This window comes from Dinoroseobacter sp. S375 (assembly GCF_049800775.1).
Taxonomy (GTDB): domain Bacteria; phylum Pseudomonadota; class Alphaproteobacteria; order Rhodobacterales; family Rhodobacteraceae; genus Dinoroseobacter.
Genome location: NZ_JBNAFR010000002.1, coordinates 189,663 through 213,714 on the forward strand (window position 1 = coordinate 189,663; position 24,052 = coordinate 213,714).

The 24,052-nt window shown below is 65.9% G+C and carries 18 protein-coding genes; 7 read left to right on the forward strand and 11 right to left on the reverse strand.

From position 1 onward, the window contains the following. Positions 1-6: 6 nt before the first annotated feature. Complete coding sequence (gene puuE / locus ACP150_RS05795) at positions 7-1,428, reverse strand: allantoinase PuuE (RefSeq protein ID WP_424965612.1); 1,422 nt, start codon at positions 1,426-1,428, stop codon at positions 7-9. Positions 1,429-1,584: 156 nt separating this feature from the next. Between puuE and uraH the strand changes: the two genes are divergently transcribed. Beyond that, positions 1,585-1,950, forward strand: a complete 366-nt coding sequence (uraH, locus tag ACP150_RS05800) for a hydroxyisourate hydrolase (RefSeq protein ID WP_424965613.1) — start codon at positions 1,585-1,587, stop codon at positions 1,948-1,950. Between the two features lie 73 nt (positions 1,951-2,023). Here the strand turns inward: uraH and ACP150_RS05805 are convergent, their stop codons facing one another. Together ACP150_RS05805 and ACP150_RS05810 are read right to left on the reverse strand one after the other, a co-directional pair. Then, a complete protein-coding gene (locus ACP150_RS05805; protein ID WP_424965614.1) occupies positions 2,024-2,812 on the reverse strand; it encodes a hypothetical protein in 789 nt (262 codons plus the stop codon). Between the two features lie 137 nt (positions 2,813-2,949). Next, a complete protein-coding gene (locus tag ACP150_RS05810; RefSeq protein ID WP_424965615.1) occupies positions 2,950-3,876 on the reverse strand; it encodes a LysR substrate-binding domain-containing protein in 927 nt (308 codons plus the stop codon). A gap of 97 nt (positions 3,877-3,973) precedes the next feature. Here ACP150_RS05810 and ACP150_RS05815 point away from each other — a divergent pair, with 97 nt between their 5' ends. Continuing rightward, the gene (locus ACP150_RS05815) at positions 3,974-5,191 is read left to right on the forward strand and encodes a urate hydroxylase PuuD (RefSeq protein ID WP_424965616.1); all 1,218 of its coding nucleotides are present in this window, start codon (positions 3,974-3,976) and stop codon (positions 5,189-5,191) included. Between the two features lie 132 nt (positions 5,192-5,323). On the opposite strand, the gene ACP150_RS05820 is transcribed toward ACP150_RS05815, so the two are convergent. Next, entirely contained in the window at positions 5,324-6,328 is a 1,005-nt protein-coding gene (locus ACP150_RS05820) for an aldose epimerase family protein (RefSeq protein WP_424965617.1), read from the reverse strand. Positions 6,329-6,506: 178 nt separating this feature from the next. On the opposite strand from ACP150_RS05820, the gene gcvT reads away from it, so the two are divergent. From gcvT to ACP150_RS05840, 4 genes are all read left to right on the forward strand, one after another. Beyond that, the gene (gcvT, locus tag ACP150_RS05825) at positions 6,507-7,592 is read left to right on the forward strand and encodes a glycine cleavage system aminomethyltransferase GcvT (RefSeq protein WP_424965618.1); all 1,086 of its coding nucleotides are present in this window, start codon (positions 6,507-6,509) and stop codon (positions 7,590-7,592) included. Between the two features lie 12 nt (positions 7,593-7,604). Further along, positions 7,605-7,973 carry a glycine cleavage system protein GcvH gene (gcvH, locus tag ACP150_RS05830; RefSeq protein WP_424965619.1) on the forward strand — a complete coding sequence of 123 codons (369 nt, stop codon included), beginning with the start codon at positions 7,605-7,607 and terminating at the stop codon, positions 7,971-7,973. Positions 7,974-8,060: 87 nt separating this feature from the next. Beyond that, complete coding sequence (gene gcvP, locus ACP150_RS05835) at positions 8,061-10,925, forward strand: aminomethyl-transferring glycine dehydrogenase (RefSeq protein ID WP_424965620.1); 2,865 nt, start codon at positions 8,061-8,063, stop codon at positions 10,923-10,925. 195 nt (positions 10,926-11,120) lie between these two features. Continuing rightward, positions 11,121-12,527 (forward strand): L-serine ammonia-lyase, encoded by a 1,407-nt coding sequence (locus ACP150_RS05840; RefSeq protein WP_424965621.1) that lies wholly within the window; start codon positions 11,121-11,123, stop codon positions 12,525-12,527. A 114-nt stretch (positions 12,528-12,641) separates the two neighbouring features. On the opposite strand, the gene ACP150_RS05845 is transcribed toward ACP150_RS05840, so the two are convergent. Continuing rightward, positions 12,642-15,170, reverse strand: coding sequence for an ABC transporter permease (locus ACP150_RS05845; protein WP_424965622.1), 2,529 nt, complete (start codon positions 15,168-15,170; stop codon positions 12,642-12,644). Next, complete coding sequence (locus tag ACP150_RS05850) at positions 15,167-15,868, reverse strand: ABC transporter ATP-binding protein (protein ID WP_424965623.1); 702 nt, start codon at positions 15,866-15,868, stop codon at positions 15,167-15,169. Before ACP150_RS05850 ends, ACP150_RS05845 begins: the two co-directional genes overlap by 4 nt. Here ACP150_RS05850 and ACP150_RS05855 point away from each other — a divergent pair. Continuing rightward, on the forward strand, positions 15,867-16,577 hold the full coding sequence (locus ACP150_RS05855; protein WP_424965624.1) for an arylesterase: 711 nt from the start codon (positions 15,867-15,869) through the stop codon (positions 16,575-16,577). The two genes, ACP150_RS05850 and ACP150_RS05855, sit on opposite strands and share 2 nt — an antisense overlap. Here ACP150_RS05855 and ACP150_RS05860 read toward each other — a convergent pair. From ACP150_RS05860 to ACP150_RS05880, 5 genes are all read right to left on the reverse strand, one after another. Then, positions 16,574-18,793: a PAS-domain containing protein gene (locus ACP150_RS05860; RefSeq protein WP_424965625.1), complete on the reverse strand. Its 2,220-nt coding sequence runs from the start codon at positions 18,791-18,793 to the stop codon at positions 16,574-16,576. The genes ACP150_RS05855 and ACP150_RS05860 overlap by 4 nt on opposite strands. After that, positions 18,765-19,964, reverse strand: coding sequence for an FIST N-terminal domain-containing protein (locus ACP150_RS05865; RefSeq protein WP_424965626.1), 1,200 nt, complete (start codon positions 19,962-19,964; stop codon positions 18,765-18,767). The genes ACP150_RS05860 and ACP150_RS05865 overlap by 29 nt, the downstream gene beginning before the upstream one ends. A 68-nt stretch (positions 19,965-20,032) precedes the next feature. Next, a complete protein-coding gene (locus ACP150_RS05870) occupies positions 20,033-20,719 on the reverse strand; it encodes a response regulator (RefSeq protein ID WP_424965627.1) in 687 nt (228 codons plus the stop codon). A gap of 159 nt (positions 20,720-20,878) precedes the next feature. Continuing rightward, positions 20,879-21,859, reverse strand: a complete 981-nt coding sequence (locus ACP150_RS05875) for an arginase family protein (protein WP_424965628.1) — start codon at positions 21,857-21,859, stop codon at positions 20,879-20,881. A gap of 241 nt (positions 21,860-22,100) precedes the next feature. Further along, complete coding sequence (locus tag ACP150_RS05880; RefSeq protein WP_424965629.1) at positions 22,101-23,867, reverse strand: PQQ-dependent methanol/ethanol family dehydrogenase; 1,767 nt, start codon at positions 23,865-23,867, stop codon at positions 22,101-22,103. Positions 23,868-24,052 lie beyond the last annotated feature (185 nt).

Below are 24,052 nucleotides of genomic sequence, written 5' to 3' on the forward strand. Positions count from 1 at the left end.
TCTTGGTTACTCCGGTAGCATGTCTTGCAGGCGCAGGCGCGCGATGCGTTCCACCTGCTGGCATGCGGTTTCAAATTCAGTGTCGCGCGTGTTCTCGATCCGCCTTTGGAAGGCGCTCAGGATGTCGTCCTTGCTCAGCCCCTTGACCGCGATGATGAAGGGAAAGCCGAAGCGGTCGGTGTAGCGCGTGTTGAGATCGCTGAAGGTCGCGCGCTCGGCGTCGGTCAGCGCGTCGAGCCCGGCCCCGGCCTGCTCGGCGGTGGATTCCGCCGTCAGGCGCTTGGCGGCGGCGAGTTTTCCGGCGAGATCCGGATGGGCGCGCAGCACGCCGAGGCGCGCGGCCTCATCGGCGGCGCGGAACTTCCGAGCGAGGGCATTGTGCAGCCCGCCTGCCGTGTCATGGACGGCGCTCAGCTCGCCTTCCCAGGCCTGCTCGGCGATCCAGGGCGAATGCTCGAACACCCCGCCATAGGCGGCGACGAAAGCCTCCCGGTCCATCTCGGAGGGGCGATCCCAGGGCGCGGGCGCCGGGTGGGTCGCGTGCCAATGCTCGGCAATGTCGATCCGCCGGGCGAACCAGACATCCGCATGGGTCTGGGCATACTCGATGAAGCGCTGCAGGGCCTGGGCCCGCCCGGGCCGCCCCACGAGGCGGCAATGGAGCCCGATGGACATCATGCGCGGCGCACCCGCGGCCCCCTCGGCATAGAGCGCGTCGAAGCTGTCCTTGAGATAGGCGTAGAACTGATCGCCGGAATTGAAGCCCTGCGGCGTGGCAAAGCGCATGTCATTGGCGTCGAGCGTATAGGGGATGACCAGCTGATCCTGATCGCCGTAGCGCACCCAATAGGGCAGGTCATCCGCATAGCTGTCGGAGACATAGGCGAACCCGCCTTCCTCGGCCACGAGCCGCACGGTGTTCTCGGAACACCGCCCCGTGTACCAGCCCGTGGGCCGCGCGCCGGTCACCTCACGGTGCAGGGCGATCGCTTCGGCCATGTCGGCGGCTTCGTCCTCGGGCGCATAGTCCTTGTATTCGATCCATTTCAGCCCGTGGGAGGCGATCTCCCATCCCGCATCCTGCATCGCGGTGACCTGCGCGGGCGCGCGGGCAAGCGCGGTGGCCACGCCATAGACGGTCACCGGCACATTGGCGGCGGTGAACATCCGGTGCAGTCGCCAGAACCCGGCGCGCGCGCCGTATTCATAGATCGACTCCATGTTCCAATGGCGCTGCCCGGGCCAGGCGGCGGCCCCGACGATCTCGGACAGGAAGGCCTCGGAGGCCGCATCCCCATGCAGGATGCAGTTCTCGCCGCCCTCTTCGTAGTTGATGACGAACTGGACAGCGATCTTCGCCCCGCCCGGCCAGTGGGCGTTCGGTGGGGTCTGTCCATACCCCTGCATGTCACGCGGATAGCGGTTCACGTTTTTTATTTCCCCTCGCTGATGGAATTGCTTCTAATGCAAAACAATCGGCGTGTTTTTCAATAAAACTTTGAAAGACCTAATCCATAGGCATTCGCGCAGTTTTTCGGCAGGTTTGGCCGAGCCCTGCCAAAGGATCAGACGAAAGGGAACGTGATGGCGCAAGAAACAGGCTATTTGACAACCCATGTGCTCGACGCTGCGCGGGGTGTTCCGGCGGAGGGGATGCACATCGTGCTCTATCGGCTGGACGGGACCACGCGCGAGGTGATCGCGGCCAAACATACCAATAGCGACGGGCGCACGGATGGGCCGATCCTGCCCGCCGAGAGCTTTGCCACCGGCACCTATGAGCTGGTCTTTCATGCGGGTGACTACCTGCGCGAGACCGGGCAGGCCGGGCCGGAGCCGCTCTTTCTCGACGAGATCCCGATCCGGTTCGGCATGAGCGATGGCGCGGCCCATTATCATGTGCCCCTGCTACTCTCGCCCTTCAGCTTTTCGACCTATCGGGGCAGCTGACCACCGGGCCCGCTCCTGCGGACCCGCTGGCACTCGGAACACACCCCGCAGGGACTGTTCCGCCTCTTGCGTCTCAGCCTTGGCGCCGCGCCCGGCGATACCCGGTCAGACCCGCGAGGCCGAGACCGAGCATTGCCAGGTTCGGCGGCAGCGGCACCGGCGCAACAGTGTCCGTGCCGAGGGTCGCACCATCGAGGGCCGTGATGCTGAAGACGCTGTCCATATTGGCCTGCACATCCAGAAAGGCCGGGATCTGGCGCGTCGCGCCTGCGGAGACCCAGACCCCGGTGTAGATCGTGAGGTCATCCCCCGCCTCGACCGCGATCTCGGTGCTCAGCCGTTCCGCGAATGTCAGGTCCGGGGGGCCGGCATTGCTGGACAAGCCAAAGCTGTCTGACACCGCCGGCATGCCGTTTTTCGAGACGTCGAGATCAGCCATGAAGGCGGCGAAGGGATCGGTCCCGGGAGCCGTCGCCGTGATGCTGTAGAAACCCGACGCCCGCAGTTCGATCCGCAGGGTCCCCGCGGTGGCGACGCGGATCGTGCGCTCGGCCTCGCCGCGGCCCGAAGCCGTCTGGCTTGCGGTGATCCCGGTCTCGGGGCGGACCATCCGTGTGGCCGCGAAAAGGTCATCGCCATTGGCCTGAAACGTGGCGAGCGAGGTGCTGAGCTGCGCGCCTGCTCGGTCTGTCACGGTCGAGTCCGTCTGACCGTTGGAGGTGCCACCGGCAAAGCTTTGGCGGGACGGGTCCGATTGGGCCCCGAAACCCGCAGTGGTGGTGAGGGTGACCGTTGCCGCTTGAGCCAGGTCGAACCCCAGGATCGTCGCAAGGAAGGCGGCGAACACGATATTCATTTTCATACATGTTGTCCTCATGGAGGGCGCCATCCCGTATGGCGCCTGCGCGGCCTGCTTAACGGGGCGCAGGGATGCGCTGCTTGAGGGGTGTCTGAGGATTTCCTGAAACTGCGCATGGCAGGGCCGCGCCCGATGCCGGGTCAGACAGGGGCGCTGGCGGTCGGGCCGCTGATGGCCGCGCGGCATTGCCGGGTCATGTAGTCCGAGAACAGGCGCACCTTGGGGTCGGTGAAGCGCCTGTGGGGAAACAGCCATGCCAGCGGGACCGGGGCAGGGGGCGTGTCTTCGCAGACCGGGACAAGCCGCCCGGCCCGCAGATGCTCGGCCAGCTCGAAGGCGGGTTTCAGGATAATGCCGCGCCCGGCCAGCGCCCAATCGGTCAGGACATCCCCGTCATCGGATTCGAACGGCCCCGCAATGTCGAAGCGTTTCGGCCCGGTTTGCGTCATCAGGGTCCACTGGAACTCGGTCGCCCCGGGGAAGCGCAGCATCAGGCAGTCATGTCGGTCCTGCACCAGCGCCGCCCCGTCGAGCGGCGTGCCCCGGCGGCTGAGATAAGCGGGCGAGGCCGCCAGCACCCGGGGACATTCCGCCACCATCCTCACCTTGAGATCGCTGTCGGGCAGCGGCCCCATATGGAGCGCCATGTCCAGCCCCTCGGCGGTCAGGTCGAGCTTGCGGTCCGACAGGCGCAGGCGGACGTCGATCTCGGGGTAGAGGTCCTTGAAGGCCGGGATCTGTGCGGCCACCAGCCGCCGCCCGATCCCCAGCGGGGCCGCCACGAAGATCGAGCCGCGCGGGCTTTGGCTGGTTTCCATCACCGCGGCTTCGGCCTCGGCCAGCGCCTCGGTCACCTTGCGCGCGCCCTGATAGAAGATCTTGCCATGCTCCGTGGCCCGCAGGGTGCGGGTGGTGCGGTTGAACAGGCGCACGCCGAGATACTTCTCCAGCTCGGAAATCCGGCTGGAGGCCACGGCGGGCGAGCATCGCTGATCCCGCGCCGCCGCTGACATACTGCCCAATTCGTAGACACGCACGAACATGGCGAGGTTCTTCAGCGACATCATTGGTATTCTTCGCGCCTGTTTGAAGGTCTTTGGCTATTTCTCCGATTATCAGAAAGATCGCCATGGGTATAGTGACCCGGACCGAAGGAGACCCCCGATGTATGATCTAGCAGTTCTCGAGGCCTGGGCCGAATTTGCCGTGCGCTGGCTCCATGTGATCACCGGGATCGCGTGGATCGGCTCATCTTTCTTTTTCATCGCGCTGGATCTTGGCCTGCGCAAGGCCGAGGGCATGCCCAAGCTCGCCCATGGGGAGGAATGGCAGGTCCATGGCGGCGGGTTCTATCACATGACCAAGTATCTGGTCGCGCCGGAACGGCTGCCGGATCACCTGACCTGGCACAAATGGGAGAGCTATTTCACCTGGATCTCGGGCTTCGTGCTGCTGGTGCTGGTCTATTATCTGGGGGCCGAGCTCTATCTGGTGGATCCGAATGTGGCCGATATCCCGGTCTGGGGCGCGGTGCTGATCTCGCTGGGCTCGCTGGGCTTCGGCTGGATGGCCTATGACCTGCTCTGCAAGAGCAAGTTCGGAGAGAACAACACCCGGCTCATGGTGCTCTTGTTCGTGCTGCTGGTCATCATGGCCTGGGGCTATACGCAGGTCTTCACCGGGCGCGCGGCGCTGCTGCATCTGGGGGCGTTCACCGCCACGATCATGAGCGGGAACGTGTTTTTCGTGATCATCCGCAACCAGAAGATCGTGGTCGAGGATCTCAAGGCCGGGCGGGAGCCGGATGCGAAATACGGCAAGATCGCCAAGCAGCGTTCGACCCATAACAACTATCTGACCCTGCCGGTGCTGTTCCTGATGCTGTCGAACCATTACCCGCTGGCCTTTGCGAGCGAGTATAACTGGTTGATCGCGGGGCTGGTCTTCCTGATGGGGGTGACGATCCGGCATTATTTCAACACCAAGCATATCGGGGGCGAGCCGCCGCTCTGGACCTGGGCGATCACGGTGACGCTGTTCATGGCAGCGGTGTGGTTGTCGGTGCTCGGCACGCCCGAGACCGAGGGCGAGGCGCAGCTGAGCCCGGGCGCCGTGCGCTTTGCCGAGGCCGAGGGGTTCGAGGATGTGCATGACATCGTGCTCGGGCGGTGCTCCATGTGCCACGCGAAAGAGCCGAGCTGGGACGGGATCTACTGGCCGCCCAAGGGCGTGGTGCTGGAAAGCGCGGCGGATCTCGCCACACAGGCCAAGGCGGTGTACCTGCAATCGGGCCTCAGCCACGCGATGCCCCCGGCGAACCTGAGCTACATGGAGCCCCAGGAACGGGCCGCCATCGTGGCCTGGTACCGCGCGGCCCGCTAGGGTTGCCGGGCGCGCTCCACATGTGGAGCGCGCGGACCCGCGCTGGTCCGAGACCCGGTCAGGGTGTCGCCCCTCGGTGGGTGCGCAGCGCGTCCGCCGGATCGGCCTGGGCCGATCCGGCCACCGATCTCATCAAGGGCCCGCAAAGCGCCAGCGCGTGTGTTGCCGGTAGGGTGCGTCCGGGCCCATCTCGATCGAGGGGAAGCCCGCATGGTTCGCCGCATCCGGCCAGACCTGTGCTTCCAGTGCGATGGCGGAAAACCGCGGTGCGATCCGCCCCGAATGCACCGGGAAGGGCGCCGTGTCGAAGGTCCCGAGATCGAAGACCTGAAGCCCCGGCTCGGTCGTGAACATCTCCATGCTCACTCCGGACGCCCCGGTCAGTTTGCAGGCCGGGCTGAGCCCGCGGCGCGCCTCGGCCAGCACGTAGTTCAGATCATAGCGCCGGTCCGGCCCGGGCGCGAAGGGGCGCGGTTCGGTGAAATCCAGCGGCGTGCCGGCAACCTTCCCGAGCCCGCCGGTCACCATCAGGTCCTGTCCGCTCTCCGTATAACGTTCCGCATGCACCTGCAGGCGGTGTCCGTCGATCCGGTCGGTGCCATCCAGGTTCCAATAGCTGTGATTGGCGATGTTCATCAGCGTCGGTGCATCGCTGGTCCCGGTGATCTCCAGGTCCAGATCGCGGCCCGTCACCCGGTAGCGCGCCCGCACCCTGCGGTGCCCGGGAAACCCGGACAGCCCGTCGGGCAGCTCCGTCTCCAGCGTCACGTGATCGGGCCCTTGCGCGACCAGATCCCAGACCCGGCCCTGCGTGCCTGCGCTCCCGCCATGGAGGGTATGCCCACCCGGCAGGTTGGCCTCGAACGCATGCATCACCTCGGCAATCGGCGCGCGCGCATTCCGGATCCGGTTGGCAACCGGCCCCATTAACGCGCCGAAACTGATCATGCCCGCCTCATAGGCGGCGATCTGATCCGTCCCCAGGGTCAGGCTGTGGGCGATCCCGCTCAGGCGCACATCCTGCAGCACCGCGCCCCAGCTCAGAACGGTCACGCGCAGCGCCTCTGACCCGATGGTATAGGCCGTCACGGGCGCGCCCTGCGCGGTGGTGCCAAAAGGTTTCGAGACAGCGGTCATGGGGATCTCCGGGGGCCAAATTCCGCCCCGAGGATCCGGTGGACGCGCCCGGGATGCAAGCCACCCCGCGCCCAGACTGTCGCAGGTCCCAAGCCCCGGAAATCCTTGCATCCCGGGCGAAGTTTCCGATAGGAAACAAGCAAGGCCTCCGGGCCACGACTCAGACCGGACTGCGCGCATGTTGAAGCAGACGCCCCTGCACAATCTACATCTAGAGCTGGGAGCCAAGATGGTCCCCTTTGCCGGGTGGGAGATGCCCGTGCAATACCCCACCGGGATCATGGCAGAACACGCGGCCTGCCGCACGGGCGCGGCCCTCTTCGATGTCAGTCATATGTGCCAGATCGAGATCACCGGCGATGACCCGGCCACGGCGCTGGAGCGGCTCGTCCCCGGGGGCATCACCAGCCTTGCACCGGGGCGCGCGCGCTATACCCAGCTCACCACGGCAGAGGGCGGGATCTATGACGACCTGATCGCGACCCGGACCGAAGCCGGGCTCTATGTGGTGGTGAACGCCGCCATGGCCGATCAGGACATCGCGCTCCTGCGCCAGGGCCTGCCCGATTGCACGCTCCACCAACTTGAAAGCCGCGCGCTGGTGGCGCTGCAGGGCCCGGAGGCGGCGGATATCGTCGCGCCGCTGCTGCCCAAGGCCGGTGAATTGCGCTTCATGCAGTCCTGTGAACTCGCGTGGGAGGGGCACATCCTCCGTGTCTCGCGGCTTGGCTATACGGGCGAGGACGGGTTCGAGATCTCGCTGCCAGCCGAGGCCGCCGAACCCTTCGCCCGCGCCTTGATCGCGGCCGGGGCGGTGCCCGCCGGGCTTGGTGCGCGCGACACGCTGCGGATGGAAGCAGGCCTGCCGCTCTATGGTCAGGACATCGACCAGTCCACCTCGCCGCTGGAGGCCGGGCTGGGCTTCTCGATCCCGAAACGTCGCCGGGCCGAAGGCGGCTTTCCCGGCGCGACCCGGATCTGCGCCGAAGCCGAAACCGGCCCGGCCCGCCAACTCGTCGGGCTACGCCCCGAAGGCCGCGCCCCGGTGCGCGCCGGGGTCGAGATCACGACGCCCGGGGGCGCGCCGCTCGGTCATGTCACCAGCGGTGGGTTTTCACCCACGCTGCAGGCCCCGATCTCCATCGGCTATGTCGCGGCGGACCATGCCGCCCCGGGCACCGAGCTTCACGTGATTCTGCGCGGCAAACCCAAGCCCGCCACGGTCACCCCGCTTCCCTTTGTTCCGCACCGCTACAAACGTTGAAAGGCCAAGACGATGCCCACCACCTATTTCACCGATGACCATGAATGGATCGAGGTCGATGAGGATATGGCCACGATCGGCATCACCAAGCATGCCGCCGAGCAATTGGGCGAGGTCGTCTTCGTCGAGCTGCAGCCCGTGGGCGAGACCTTTGCCAAGGGCGACGAGATCGGTGTGGTCGAGAGCGTGAAAGCCGCCTCGGATATCTTCGCCCCCGTCACCGGCGAGATTGTCGAGGCCAATGAGGCGCTGGTCGAGGCGCCCGCAGATCTCAACGGGGATCCCGAGGGCGCGTCCTGGCTCTACAAGATCAAGCTGACCGATACGGGCGAACTTTCTGAGCTGCTCGACGCCGATGCCTATGCCGCGCTGACCGAGTAACGCCGCCTCATTGTTCTGAAAATACTCCCGCCGGAGGCGGTCCCGCACCCCGCCTCTGGCCCTGCCGCCCACCGCAAGGAGACCAAGATGGGTTTTTCGCTGACGGACTACGCGCCCTATGATTTCGCCAATCGCCGCCATATCGGACCCTCCCCCAAGGAGATGTCGCAGATGCTTGCGGTGCTGGGCGTGCCTTCGCTCGAAGCGCTGATCAACGAGGCCCTGCCCGAGGGGATCCGGCGGCGCGATCCGCTGGCCTTTGGTCCGGCGCTGAGCGAGCGGGACACCCTGCACCGGATGCGGGAGCTGGCGGACAAGAACACGGTGCTGACCTCTCTGATCGGGCAGGGCTATTGCGGGACGCATACGCCGCCGGTGATCCTGCGCAACATCCTCGAAAACCCGGCCTGGTACACGGCCTATACGCCCTATCAGCCCGAGATCAGCCAGGGTCGGCTCGAAGCGTTGCTGAATTTCCAGACCATGATGGCGGATCTGACCGGCCTGCCGATCGCCAACGCCTCGCTGCTCGATGAGGGCACGGCGGCGGCCGAGGGCATGGCCATGGCGCAGCGGGCCTCCAAATCCAAGGCGACAGGCTTCTTCGTGGCCGAGGATTGCCATCCCCAGACCATCGAGGTCATCCGCACCCGGGCTGAACCGCTCGGGATCGAGGTTATTGTCGGGTCTGTGGACGCGCTGGACCCCGAGGCGGTCTTTGCCGCGCTGTTCCAATACCCCGGCAGCTATGGCCATGTGCGCGACTACAGCGCACAGATCGCGGCGCTGCACGCGGTCAAGGCGCTGGCCATCGTCGCGGCCGATCCGCTGGCGCTGACCCTGTTGAAATCCCCGGGCGAGATGGGGGCGGATATCGCCATCGGCTCGACCCAGCGCTTTGGCGTGCCCATGGGCTTTGGCGGGCCGCATGCCGCCTATATGACCTGCGCCGAAGCGCTGAAACGGGCCATGCCCGGGCGGATCATCGGCGTCTCGGTGGATGCGCGGGGCAACAAGGCCTACCGCCTTTCCCTGCAAACCCGCGAGCAGCATATCCGCCGCGAAAAGGCCAATTCCAATGTCTGCACCGCGCAGGCCCTGCTGGCGGTGATGGCGTCCATGTACGGTGTCTTCCACGGGCCGGACGGGCTCAAGGCCATCGCCCAGACCGTGCATCGCAAGACCGCACGGCTGGCGGACGGGCTGACCGAGCTCGGCTTCAAGGTCGCGCCCAAGGATTATTTCGACACGATCACCGTCAAGGTCGGCGCGATGCAGGGGGTGATCCTGGCCGCCGCCCTGCGCGAGGGGGTGAACCTGCGCAAGGTCGGGGCCGACCGGATCGGGATCACGCTCGACGAGCTGACCCTCGGCAGCACCGTGGAGGCCGTCTGGCGCGCCTTTGGCGCGGTGGAGATGACCTATGACAAGACGCGGATGGTCTATCACCTGCCGCAGGAGATGCTGCGCGAGAGCAGCTACATGACCCATCCGATTTTCCACATGAACCGCGCCGAGGCGGAGATGACCCGCTATATGCGGCGGCTCGCGGATCGGGATCTGGCGCTGGACCGGGCGATGATCCCGCTGGGCTCCTGTACGATGAAGCTCAATGCGACGGTCGAGATGCTGCCGCTGACATGGCCGGAATTTGCCAATCTGCACCCGTTCGCCCCGGCGGATCAGGCCGCAGGGTATGCCGAGATGATCACCGAGCTGTCGCAGATGCTCTGCGATGTGACGGGCTATGACGCCATGTCCATGCAGCCCAATTCGGGTGCGCAGGGCGAGTATGCGGGCCTGCTGGCGATCCGCGGCTATCACCGCGCACGGGGGCAGGCCGGGCGGAATATCTGCCTCATCCCGACCTCGGCCCATGGCACGAACCCAGCCAGCGCTCAGATGGTCGGCTGGAAGGTCGTCGTCGTGAAATCGGCTGAGAATGGCGATATCGACCTCGAGGATTTCCGCGCCAAGGCTGAGTTGCATTCCGACGCGCTTGCGGGCTGCATGATCACCTATCCCTCAACCCATGGCGTGTTCGAGGAAACCGTGCGCGAGGTCTGCGAGATCACCCATGCCCATGGCGGGCAGGTCTATATCGACGGGGCCAATATGAATGCCATGGTCGGCCTCTCGGCGCCGGGGGATCTGGGCGGGGATGTGAGCCATCTCAACCTGCACAAGACCTTTTGCATCCCCCATGGCGGGGGCGGCCCGGGCATGGGCCCGATTGGCGTAAAGGCCCATCTGGCGCCCCATCTGCCCAGCCATATCACGCGCGAAGGCGCCGGGTTTGGCGATGTGGGGGCGGTGGCCTCGGCGGCCTATGGCAGCCCGTCGATCCTGACGATCTCCTATGCCTATTGCCTGCTCATGGGCGGGGCCGGGCTGACACAGGCCACCAAGGTCGCGATCCTGAATGCCAATTACATGGCCAAGCGGCTGAGCGCGGGCTTCCCGATCCTCTATGCCAATGATCAGGGGCGGGTGGCCCATGAGTGCATTCTGGACACGCGGGTGCTGGACAAGATCGCCGGGGTCAATGTCGAGGATGTGGCCAAGCGGCTGATGGATTGCGGCTTCCACGCGCCCACCATGAGCTGGCCCGTGGCAGGCACCCTGATGGTGGAGCCGACCGAGAGCGAGCCCAAGGCCGAGCTCGACCGGTTCTGTGATGCGATGCTGGCGATCCGCGAGGAGACGGACGCGATTGCCGCCGGGACTCTCGATGCAGAGAACAATCCGCTGAAACGCGCGCCTCACACGGTGGAGGATCTGGTGGGGGAGTGGGACCGGCCCTATAGCCGCGAGCAGGCCTGCTATCCGCCCGGTGCGTTCCGGGTGGACAAGTACTGGCCCCCTGTGAACCGCGTCGACAATGCCTTTGGCGACCGCAACCTCGTTTGCACCTGCCCGCCGGTGGAGGATTACGCGGAACCCGCGGAATAGGGTTCGGGGGGCTCCCGCCCGTCGTTGCCGCGCCATGCGGCGCAGCGCCTCCCGTTGGGGGTGGCCCGGTGCTGTCGCACCGGGCGGACCTGCCTCGTTTCGAGGTCGTGCGTGTCGGGATCCGGAAAACCATGTCGCACAGGGGCGGTGGATCTGCCCCGTAGCGCACTAGGTAAGGACCGAGGGAGGGCGCCCATGTTTCTGAGTATTTTCGATATCTTCAAGATCGGGGTCGGCCCGTCGAGCTCGCATACGATGGGGCCCATGGTGGCCGCCGCCATGTTCCTCGACGATTTGCGCGGCGGTCGCGAAAAGGAGCCCGGGGCGGGAACCGTGGCCGCCCTGCAGGCCACGCTGCATGGCTCGCTCGCCTTCACTGGCAAGGGGCATGCCACGGATCGGGCGGTCTGCCTCGGGCTTGCGGGCTTCGTGCCGGAAACTCTGGATCCTGTCGCGGCGGAGGCAGCGCTGGCGGCCATGCGCGCCGAGGGGCTGGTACGTCCCGACGCCCTTCCGGAGCTTGCGTTTCACCCGGAACGGGACGTGCTGTTTGACTATGACACGACCCTGCCCGGCCATGCCAATGCCATGGTCCTGCGCGCCCATGACCAGACCGGCGCCCTCTACATGGAGGAGGTCTTTTACTCGGTTGGCGGGGGCTTTGTCCTGCGCGGCTCCGAGATCGCGGCGGCGGATCATGGCGGGGCAGAGGCCTTTCACGACGAGAAGGCCGCGCAGGGATATCCCTATCCCTTTGGCTCGGCGGCGGAGATGCTCGAGATGGGCGCGGCCTCGGACAAACGGATCTCGGAGATGAAGCACGCCAATGAGCGCGTCCATGGCGACCCGGATGCGGCGATCGCCCAAGTGCGCGACGTGATGTTCGCCTGCATGGACCGGGGGCTTGGCACGACCGGCATCCTGCCCGGCGGGCTCTCGGTCAAGCGCCGCGCCCACGGGATCCACGAGGCACTGAAGGCGGGACAGGGGCTCAACCTCTCGCAGCCCCATGAGGTCAATGACTGGCTCTGCGTCTACGCCATGGCGGTGAACGAGGAAAACGCCGCCGGGGGGCAGGTCGTCACCGCGCCGACCAATGGGGCAGCCGGGGTGATCCCGGCGGTGCTGCGCTACTACCGCGACCACTGCATCGGCGCGACCGAAGCAGGCGAGCGCGAGTTCTTGCTGGTGGCTGCCGCGATCGGTGGGTTGATCAAGCACAATGCTTCGATCTCCGGCGCCGAGGTCGGCTGCCAGGGCGAGGTCGGCTCCGCCGCGGCCATGGCCGCCGCCGGGCTCTGCGCCGCGCTGGGCGGATCGAATGCGCAGGTGGAAAACGCTGCAGAGATCGCGCTGGAGCATCACCTCGGCATGACCTGCGACCCGGTGGGCGGGCTGGTGCAGGTCCCGTGCATCGAACGCAACGGCCTCGGCGCGATCAAGGCGGTGGCCGCGGCCTCGCTCGCCTTGCGCGGGGATGGCACGCATCTCATGCCGCTGGACAATTGCATCGAAACCATGCGCCAGACCGGGATCGACATGTCTCACAAATACAAGGAAACCAGCCTCGGGGGCCTCGCGGTCAACCTGCCCGAGTGCTGAGAGTGCCGCCGCGCTGCAATGTCTTAAGTCTCCAAATATCCCGGGGAGAGCGCGAGAGGGGCTGGCCCCTCTCGCCCCGGGCGACGCGCGTCAGCGCGGCGCAATGGCGATACGTTACTCTCGCCCGCGCAGGGTCCGCGCGGGCCGGGTCGCCAGCGGGCGCAGGGCGAAGGCGAGCCCCGCCAACAATGTGGCCGCGGCCCCGCCGGTGACAATCGCCAGAGCCGAAATCGGCTCGAACCGGTAGCTTGTCTCCATCACAAAGGTCATCACGCCCCAACCGGCCAATCCGCCCGCAAGGATCGCGACCAGCCCGGCTGCCAGCCCGAGAAAGGCTGAGCGCAAGGCAAAGCTCGCAAGGATCCGCGCCCGGGTGGCACCCACCGTCTTGAGCACGGCGGCTTCGAACACCCGCGCCCGCTCCCCCGCTGCTGCCGCCCCGATCAGAACGACGAAGCCGGTGATCAGCGTGGCCGCCGCGCCATAGCTTGTGGCCGCGGCCAGCCCGGACAGGGCCTCGGTCACCCGGTCAATGGCGTCGCGCACCCGGATCGCGGTGATGTTGGGCGCATCTGCCGCCACATCCCGCAAAAGCTGCGCCTCGGCCTCTTCGGCGGCATAGACCGTGGCGATATGGGTATGAGGCGCGCCAGCCACGGCAGCGGGGTTCATGGTCAGCACGAACCCGATCCCGGCGGTCGAGAAATCCACGACGCGGAAACTGGTGATCTCGGCCTCGATATCGCGGCCCAGAATGTTCACGGTCAGCCGGTCGCCCAGCTCAAGCCCAAGCTCCAGCGCCTCTTCCTCGGCAAAGCTGATCTGGGGCGGTCCCGAATAATCCTCGGGCCAGAAGGCCCCCTCGGTGATCCGCGTGTCCGGGCCGAGGGCAGCCGCGTAGGTGATGCCCCGGTCGCCGCGCACGACCCAGTGATCCCCGGCCACCTCGCGCGCAGGCTGGCCGTTGATCTCGGTGATCACGCCGCGCAGCATCGGCGCGGTATCCACGCGCCGCACATCCGGATCGCCCCGCGTCCGGGACAGGAAGTCCGGCAGCTGGTCGGTCTGAATATCCACAAAGAAATAGCTCGGCGCGTCCTGCGGCAGCTCCTCGGCGATGACCGTGCGCAGGTTGCTGTCGATCTGCCCCACAGCTGCGAGCACGGCTAGGCCGAGACCGAGCGACAGCACGACAGAGGTCGTCTCGCCCCCGGGGCCCCCAACCGCGCCGAGCGCCAGCCTCAGGGCGGTGCGGCCGCGCACGATCCTGGACCGGGCCAAGCGGCGCGCGGCCCGCCGCACCAGCCAAGCGGCCCCGATCAACAGCACCAGCGCCCCGGCAATGCCGCCGACCGAACCCATGGCCAGCGTCGGGATGCCCGAGAACATCACCGCACTGCCCACCAGCGCGAGCACGGCGAGGATCACCGCAGCGAGGTATTTCCCGCGCGGCCAGTGAAACTTGGGCGTGGAGGCATCGCGAAAGAGCTCGGCGGCGCGGACCTGTTCGGTGCGCGCAAGCGGCCAGAGCGTGAAGACAAGCGCCGTCAGGATCCCGTAAAGCGCCGCCTCGGCCAGCGGTCCGGGATGGACCCCGAAGGCGGCGGGAATGGGGAGGGTCTCGCTCAGGATCGGAGCCGCAAGCAGGGGGATCGCCGCGCCAATGGTCAGCCCTGCGGTCACGCCAAGCGCCGTCAGAACGCCGATCTGCATAAGATAGGCGGCAAAGATCGTGCTGCCCTCGGCCCCAAGCGTCTTGAGCGTCGCGATCACCGGGGTCTTGCCGTCCAGATAGGCGCGCACGGCGGCGGAAATCCCGACCCCGCCCACGGCCAGCCCGGCAAGGCCGACCAGCACGAGGAACGAGCCGATCCGTTCGACAAACCGCTCGACCCCCGGGGCGGCATTGCGGCTGTCACGCCAGCGCATGCCGCTGTCGCGGAACAGTCCCTCGGCGGTGTCCTCCATCTCCTGCAGGTCGGTGCCCACGGGCAGGGAAAGGCGGTACTCGGTCTCAAACAGGCTGCCGGGGCCGATCAAGCCGCTTTCGGCCAGATCCTCGGTGCGCACGATGGTCGTCGGGCCGAGCCCGAAGCCGCCTCCGGCGCTGTCCGGTTCCCGCTCCAGCACGGCCGAAAGGCGAAACTCCTGCGTGCCGAGCCGGAAGGTGTCACCGATCTCGAGCCCCATCCGGTCCACGAGGATCTGCTGGATCACCGCCCCGGGGATCTCGCCCCCGAGGGCCGAGGCCAGCGGGATATCCGGGCTGAGCACCACCGCGCCCTTCAGCGGGTAGAGGTCATCGACCGCCTTCACTTGAGTCAGGCCGCGCTCGGGCCCATCGGGGCCGTCTACCACCACCATGGAGCGGAACTCCACGATTTCAGAGACTTCCAGCGCGTTCTCGTCCATCCAGGCGCGCTCGCTTTCGGTGGCGAAGCGATAGGTGAACTCCATCTGGCCATCGCCACCAAGGATCACCGCGCCTTCGCGCTCCAGCCCTTGCTGGATTGCCACGCGGACAGAGCCCACGGCGGCAATCGCCGCCACGCCAAGGGCAAGACAGAGCAGAAAGACCCGGAACCCGGCGATCCCGCCGCGCAGCTCACGTCGGGCGATCCGGCCCGCGACCGCGAGGCTCATTCCGCCGCCTCACGCTGGGCGGTGGTGTCGCTGTCCACGCGCCCGTCGCGCAGGCGAATGACCCGGTCACACCGCGCGGCCAGTTCGCGCGCATGGGTGACCAGCACCAGCGTCGCGCCGTGGCGGTCGCGCAGGCCAAAGAGCAGATCCATGATCGCCTCGCCGGTTGTGCCGTCGAGATTGCCCGTGGGCTCATCGGCCAGCAGAAGCTTGGGACGGGGGGCGGCGGCGCGGGCCAGGGCCACACGCTGCTGCTCGCCACCGGACATCTGGGACGGGTAATGATGCAACCGGTCCGCCAGACCGACCGAGGCGAGCTCGGCCTCGGCGCGCTCAAACGCATCGGCGGCCCCGGCCAGTTCAAGAGGGGTTGCCACGTTTTCCAGAGCGGTCATGGTGGGAATGAGGTGGAAGGATTGGAACACGACGCCCATATGATCCCTGCGGAACCGGGCCAATGCGTCCTCGTCGAGCCGCGTCAGGTCATGGCCAAGCGCCAGCACCTGACCGCCGGTGGCACGTTCGAGCCCCCCGAGCACCATGAGGAGTGAAGATTTGCCCGACCCCGACGGCCCGATGAGCCCCACCGTTTCCCCGGTTGTGATCTCCAGCGAGATGTCATGCAGAATGTCCACCGGCCCCGCATTCCCGTCCAGGCGAAGCGAAACATCGGTGAGCGACAGGACAGCGTCTGACATGGGCGGGGGTCTCCGAGCGAAGGGGGTTGCAAGGGCATATGGGGCGCGTGGGGCGTTTCGCAAGGCGCGGGCAGGGCTTGCCGGGCTGGCGGGCGCGGTTTGGCTGGCGCTCAGCCCAGCCATGGCGGAGCCGGTGACGGTCGCGGCCCTCGGCGACAGCCTGACCCAGGGTTATGGCCTGCCGCAGGCGGACGGGTTCGTCCCGCAGCTGCAGCGCTGGCTCGAGGCGCAGGGCGAAGAGGTCGCGCTGATCAATGCCGGGGTCTCGGGCGATACCACGGCGGGCGGGCTCAGCCGGGTGGACTGGACCCTGACGCCCGAGGTGGATGCGATGATCGTGGCGCTGGGCGGCAACGACCTGCTGCGCGGGATCGACCCATCGGTGAGCCGCGCCAATCTCGACGGGATCCTCGCCAAGGCTCAGGCCCGCGGGCTGCCGGTGCTGCTGGTCGGGCTGGTGGCACCCGGCAATTACGGCCCCGAGTACAAGGCGTCCTTTGACGCGATGTACCCGGAGCTCGCCGAGACCTATGGCACGCTTCATGTGGACAGCTTTCTCGGCGCGCTGACCGCGCAGGTGGATCAGGTGCAGGCGGTGCGCGATTACATGCAGAGCGACGGGATCCACCCGAATGCCGATGGCGTGGCGCTGATCGTCGAGGCGCTCGGTCCCGAGGTGCAGGCCCTGATCGACCGCGCGTCGCCCTAGTATTCGGCCACGGCTTCCAGGGCGCTGGTCAGGAACCGTTCCAGCGTGCGGGCATCGATCGGCTTGTTCAGCAGGTCCACATCCCGGGCCGCACATTGCGCGCGCAGTTCCGGCGAGCGATTGGCCGAGATCAGCCGCGTCGGCAGCTTGCCATGGCGCGCGTGGATCTGGTCGATCAGGTCGAGCCCGTTCTCGCCGTCATCCAGTTGGTAGTCGATCAGCATCGCATCCGGCGCGATCTCGATCTCGTCCAGCAGGGCAATCGCCTCTTCCGCGCCATGGACGTCGAGCACCGAGATGTCCCATTTCTCAAGCAAGAGCGTCATCGCCCGGCGCAGTTCGAGATCATTCTCGACCAGCAGCACGATCATGCCCGAGCCCGCCAATTGCCCGCCGGTGATCTTGCTGAGCGATCCGGGCAAGGTCAGGTGCGGTTGGTTCGAGAGGGTGACGTTGACGAAAAAGCCTGAGCCCTTGCCGACAACGGACCACAGGCCCAGCGGGTGGCCCAACCGGGCACAGGCCCGCTCCACGATCGCAAGGCCCAGCCCCAGCCCCTCGGAGGCGCTGGCCTTGGCATCCAGACGTTCGAACTCCTGAAAGATGATGTCCTGCTTGGTCTCGGGGATGCCGGGGCCCGTGTCCCAGACCTCGATCCGAAAGGAGTTCCCGTTGCTGCGCGCGCCCACCAGCACCCGGCCCGTATCCGTGTAACGGATCGCGTTCGAGACCAGATTGGCCACGATCCGGCGCAGGTAGGAGGTATCGGATTCCACCACCGCCGAGCAGGTCAGTACCTTGAAATCCAACCCCTTTTGCGCGGCAATTGGGGTGAATTCCTCGCGGATCGTGTCGAAGATCGTGTCGAGCCGCACCGAGGTCACTTCGAGTGAGGCCATGCCCGCCTCGAGCTTCGAGATGTCCAGGAGGGCGTCGATGATGTTCTCGACCGAGTTCAGCGCCCGGTGCGCCTTATGGGCGATCTCGCGCGTGGCCGAGCCGGTTTCAGGCCCGTCCAGCGCCGAGACATAGAGCTTGGCCGCCGAAAGGGGCTGCAACAGGTCATGGCTCGCCGCCGCCACGAAGCGCGACTTGGAGGCATTCGCCCGCTCCGCTGAGGAGAGTGCATCCTCCAGCTCCAGCGTCCGTTCCATCACGCGCTGCTCGAGCAGCTCGTTGACCTCGAACAGGGTGCGGGTCGCCTCGCGCTCCGCGGTGACGTCGGTGAAGCTGATCACGAACCCCCGGTCGGGCATTTCCTGGGCGAAGACATCGAGGATGAGCCCGTCCCGGCGCTTGACCTCGAAGCTGATCGGCTTGCGGTCGCCATCCTCCATCACCCATTGCCACAGGCTGGAGCGTTTCTCGGCCGCCTCCGTGGTGGTTTCGGATTCGAACCGGTCGAGCAGGGTCTGGAACTGGGTGCCGAGGCGAAAGCGGTTGACCGGCAGGGTCAGCAATGTGCCCACCCGCTTGTTCCAGCCCATCAGGCGGGCGTTGCGGTCGAAGATCACCACGCCCTGGTTCAGATGGTCGAGCGTGGCGCGGATCATCCGGGACTGGCCGTCGAGCAGCTTGTCGCGCTCTTCCCGCTCCAGCCGCATGATGTCGGTGACATCGGTCTGCATGATCACCGTTCCGCCATCATGGGTGCGGTGTTCCGACACCTGCACCCAGCGGTCGCGCACCATGCGGACATTGAACATCACGTGGTTGTCTTGGTGCCGCTTCAGCCGTCGCTCGGCCCAGGCCTCGGGCGACAGATCCACGGGCAGGGCGAGGAACCGGCTGTGGCTGACCAGCTCGACATAGCGCTTGAAGGTCAGGCCCGGCGACAGCTCCGCCTGCAGGTCGAGCATATGCATGCCGAAGCGGCTGTTGCACATGACCAGCTCGTCCTGTGCATTGAAGAGGGCGAACCCCTCCTGAATGGTCTCGATCGCACTGGACAGGTCTGCCCGCGCGCTCTCGGCGGCCCGATTGGCCTCGGCGAGCCGGGCGTTGGAATCGTTGAGCAGATCCAGCGCATGTTCGAGATCCGCCGTGCGCTGGCGCACCTGATCTTCGAGCAGGGCGGCGCGTTCGAACTGGCGATAGGCGACGCCGGTCTTGTCGGTATCCTGTTCGACCCGACGCATGAGCACATCCGTGATCTGGCGCAGCTTTTCATTCTGCCGCTCCAGCGAGTCACTTGGATCGATCAGCCAGTCCGTCATTCGCGCTCCCGGGTTGGTCGCCTTGGGGTGCAGGCGGATAGATCGCCACGCCGGTCATCGTATGATTGACATGCATGGCGTTCAATTGCTCACCATAGGTTGAAAAACCGACAACGCAATGCTCGGCCAGCGTGTTCGAGATCCGGCCCATCATCTGCTTCTGCCCGGCCTCCAGCCGGCGCAGGATGCAGTCGCAGGCGATGATGCCCGCAGGCTTGCCGCCTTCGGCAAGCGCATCGAACTCGCGTTCGAGATGGGCCACAAGATCATCAGGCTCGGCGAGGGTCAGCACCAGCCCCTCGTCGATGGCCGAGAAAAACACCAGATCGCCATCCTCGGTGACCTGCTGAATGGCGCGCACATGATGGGTGCCGCCGATGGTCACCACCACCGGATGGGCGGCAAAGGTGAAAGGGCCCAGCTGCTCGGGGTCCTTGCCCAGCACGCGGGCATATTCCCGGGCCGCCGGGGCGGCGTTCAGGCTGTGGACCATGCGGCGGCTGGGATCGGCATCGGTCACCACGAGACGCCGGTCCGTCGGGGTCAGATGGTCGAGGCTGAACACCTTCACCGGGCAGAGTGTCCGCACGAAGGTCACGATGGCCGCGTTCTGAAACGGGGTGCCGTTGAGCGAGACGAAGGTTTCCTCGAACCGCGCCCCGTCGCCCGCCGAGCCGCCAAAGAGCGGCATGGGGCCAAGCCCGGTGGCCAGACCAAAGGCCAGCTCGTCCTCCTTGAGCGACAGCCCGTCGATCATCAGGAAGGCAAACTCGTTTTCCCAGGTCTCGGCGCGGCGCGTCAGCTTCTGACGCTTGCGGATCGTACGCCCGATCAGCTCCTGCGTGTCGATCTTTTCCAGCGTGTCGATCAGCATGGTCTCGACCGCAAAGAGCGCGGAGGGCAGGCCGACGGCCACGATCTCATCCTCGGTATAGCCCGAGGCCGAGATCTCTCCGGCGGTGGTGCAGGCCAGCACCGGGGTGTCGCCAAAGAGCTTGTCGGCCCGGGCGATCACATCGCGGAAATCCGTGGCCGGGGTGACGAAGAGGATGACAAGGGCCAAAGGCTCGGTGCACAGGGCATCGCGCAATCGGGTCATCGCATCGGGTTCATCGCAGCGTATATGGGCCTGCAAAAAGGCCTGTGGCGCGCCATCGGGCGTGCTGAGCATCTCCGCGGTCCCCCCTTCCAGCCCCCGTCCTCCCGGAAGCTGTCCTCAAGGCCCGGCGGGTACGCCGCTCAGGCCATCGAGCTGTTCTCGTTCGCCACAAAGTTGGCGAAATTTGCCTCTTGTGCAATCAAAACCGCCTGGGTGCGGCTTTGGACGCCCAATTTGCGCATAATCGCGGTGACATGCGCCTTTACCGTCGTTTCGGCAATAGACAGGTCATAGGCGATCTGTTTGTTCAGCTTGCCCGCGCAGATCAGCTGCAGGATTCGCGCCTGCTGTTTCGTGAGCAGGCCCAGCCGGGCGAGCGCCTCTTCGGCATTGTTCTGCGGTCCGTCCCGGTCCGAGGTGGGCACATAGCTGTCAGGTGTGAAGATCGCGCCCTTCTGGATCGCCTCGAACGCATCGCGGAACACATCGCGCTTGGAATGCTTGGGCACGAAGCCCGCAGCCCCGACCCGCAGGGTCGACGAGATCATCCGGTTGTCCGCCATGGACGACACCACGACGACGGGCGTTTCCGGCGCCACGGATTTCAGACGGATCAGCCCGTCGAGCCCGTTCACATCCGGCAGGTTCAGATCGAGAATGATCACATCCGGGTGCACTTCCTCAAGCTGGGTCAGGGCCGCTTCCAGATGATCGGCCGTGTTGATGGCATCGATGCTGGCCACCGTTTTCAGGGTCATCGAGAGCGCATCGCAGAACAACGGGTGATCATCCACGATCATCGCTGTCTTGAAGACTGTTGCCACCATCGCCTGTTGTCCTTTTGCCGTCCGGTCGGGCCTCATGGCTTCTGAGGCGGCCGGTTCTTGACTTTAATCATAAGAAAAAACTGCCCGAGGAAAACCAAGCCATTGGTCCCATAGCCGCGTGGTTGCGACTCTGCATCAGGGGCTGAACACGGCCATTCGTTAAGATTTCGCGGTGTTTTCCGCGATCATCGAGATCATTTCGAACAGGATGGCCGAGGCGGTCAGGGCCGTGATCTGGTTCGGGGCGTCCTTGGTGGGCATCATGCAGACCACGTCCCCGCCGATGATGTTGAGCCCGCGCACCGCGTGGAGAAGGCCCACGGCCTCGTCGATGTCAAAACCCTTCTCGCCCGGTTCGAGATTGGAGACCGCGGGCGCGATGGTCGGGTCGAGGCAGTCGAGATCGAAGGTGATATAGACCGGGCGTCCGGCCAGCGTCTCGCGGGTCTGGGCCACCACCTCGGCGAGGCCACGGCGGCGGAACTCCTTCATGGTGACCACGTTGTAGCCGTACTCGTAGGAAGGCTGCAGCCAGTCGAGCGTGCGGGCATGGCCGCGCAAACCGATCTGCATCGAGTGGGTCGGGTCCACCTGGCCCTGATCTGCGAGATAGGCCCCCCAATGGGCCGCCGATTTCTTCGCGCCGAGGAAGTGATCGACCTTGGTGAAGACATCCGTATGGGCGTCCAGATGGAGGAAGCAGACTTTCTCGCCGCCCGCCAGATGTCCGTTCCCAAGGGCCTGGACGATCCCGCCGGTGATTGAATGGTCGCCGCCCACCGAGACCGGGCGCGCGCCGGCCGCGTCGATGCCTTTGTAGAAGGCGGTGATGTCGGCGATGCAGGCTTCGTTGTCATTGGCCCGGGGCAGGGGGACATCGCCGATATCCACGATCCGCGCGGCGCTCCACGGGTCAAGGTTGAACCCGCCATGCATCCGCCGCGCGACGCTGGAGACGTTGCGTACGGCGCGCGGGCCCAGATGCTGGTCGCGCTCGGTCGTGCCGTTGCCGGTGGAATGGGGGACCCCCACCAGCGCGATATCCGCGCCTTCGGGTGGTTCGTTGGGGCAGCGGAACATGGTCGGTATGCCCCACCAGTAGAGGTTTTCCATCATGGCTGTCTGGTGGGGGTCGGTCATGGGGGGCTCACAATTGGAGGTAGGTGTCCCGGCAGCCTAGACCACGGACCTGCTTGGCGTCACGCAGGGTTTGGCAGGCGGGTTGTGCGGGACGTGGCGCGCCCAACATGTTGGGCGCGCCCCCGTGCCCCGTGCCCGGGCGGTCGGATCCGGATGCGCAGACGGGGCAGGCGCGTGGCCCGTGGGCACGAAAAAGCGCGCGTCCCGGAGGACGCGCGCCATGATCGGTCTGTCGCGTGGTTTACTTGGACGCGTACTGCTTGGGCAGACGGAATGTCCAGACCATGCCACCCTGGTTCAGGTAGTTGACCTTCTTGGCCACTTCACCACCCCAGAGCGGAACCGCGCCGCCCCAGCCGGAGACCACTGAGACGAACTGCTCGCCGTCCTGCTCCCAGGTGACGGGCTGGCCGACAATGCCGGACCCGGTCTGGAAGGACCAGAGCGTCTCGCCTGTCTCGTCATCCAGCGCGATGAACTCGCCTTCCGGGGTGCCGAAGAACACCAGGCCGCCGGCCGTGGTCATCACACCGCCCCAGAGCGGCGCGTCGTTCTTGTAGTTCCACTTGATCTCGCCGGTATCCGGGTCGATCGCCTTCAGAGAGCCGATATGGTCCTCGAAGAGCGGCTTGATGGTGAAGCCGGAGCCGAGATAGGCCGCGCCCTTCTTGTAGGTGATCGGCTCGTTCCAGATATCCATGCCCCATTCGTTGGAGGGCACGTAGAAGTTGCCGGTGTTCTGGCTGAAGGACATCGGCATCCAGTTCTTGCCGCCGAGGAAGCCCGGAACCGCGAAGACGGTTTCGCCCTTCTTGCCATCGGCTGCTGCCGCCGGATCGCCCGGACGGTTTTCTTCAACGAAGATCGGACGGCCCGTATCGTCGATGCCGGAGGCCCAGCTGATCTGCTCGACAAAGGGAACCGCTGAGACATAGCCGCCATCGGCCGCGTCGAGCACGTAGAAGAACCCGTTCCGGTCGGCGGTCGCCAGACGCTCGTTTCCGTCGCGGTCGTTATAGGCGACGACTTCGTTCACACCGTCGAAATCCCAGCCTTCGCGCGGCGTGGTCTGGAAGTGCCACTTGATCTCGCCGGTGGCGGGATCGATGCCCAGACGGGAGGCGGCATAGAGGTTGTCGCCGGTATTGCCCTCAGTGGGCTCGCCCGCGCCACGCAGGTGGCTGTTCCAGGGGGCCGGGTTGCCCGTGCCGAAGATCAGCGTGTCGGTGCGTGCGTCATAGGACCCGCCGAGCCAGGTTGCCCCGCCGCCGGTCTTCCACATGTCGCCGGGCCAGGTGGCGTTCAGCGTGCCGGTCATGGTCGACGGCTCGCCGTTCAGCTCGCCCATGTGGCCTTCGATGACCGGACGCTTCCAGACCAGATCGCCGGTCTCTGCATCGCGGGCCTCGACGGCACCGACGATCCCGAACTCACCACCGGAATTGCCGGTGATCACCAGGCCGTTCACGATGAGCGGGGCCGCAGTGTAGGAGTAGCCCGCCTTGTAATCGGCGATCTTCTTGCGCCAGACCACATCACCGGTTTTTAGGTCGAGTGCCACGATACGCGCGTCGAGCGTGCCGAAGAAGAACTTGTCGCCATGGATCGCGCCACCGCGGTTGATCACGTCACAGCAGGGCAGGATGCCTTCGGGCAGACGGGCATCATACTGCCACAGTTCCTTGCCGGTTTTGACGTCGATCGCGTAGACCCGGCTGTAGGAGCCGGTGATATACATCACGCCATCATAGATCAGCGGCTGGGTTTCCTGACCGCGCTGCTTTTCGCCGCCGAGGCTGAAGGCCCAGGCCGGAACCAGGTTCTCGACATTTTCCTTGTTCAGGGTGTCGAGCGGAGAGTACCGCTGCAGGTCGCGCCCCATCCCGTTCGTCAGGATGCGACTGGTATCTGCCTGATCGTTGGCCAGGTCTTGTTCCGTGACGCCTTCTGCATAGGCCGCGCTGGTGGCGACGACTGCAGCTGTCACGGCGGCGATAAACCGGTTCATGCGGTTTTCCTCCATGGTGTTGCTGTCCCTAAGACTCCCGTTTTGCGGGAGCTCCTCTGGCATATGTGTCCCTCAGAATCCGGCGGTGGACCTATTGCACAATAGTCGTAAGCTGACTCAAAGACTTGTATTTATGGCCAAATCCCCTTTATTTGCGCGGTTCACAGGGGCGTGAGCGCGGCACG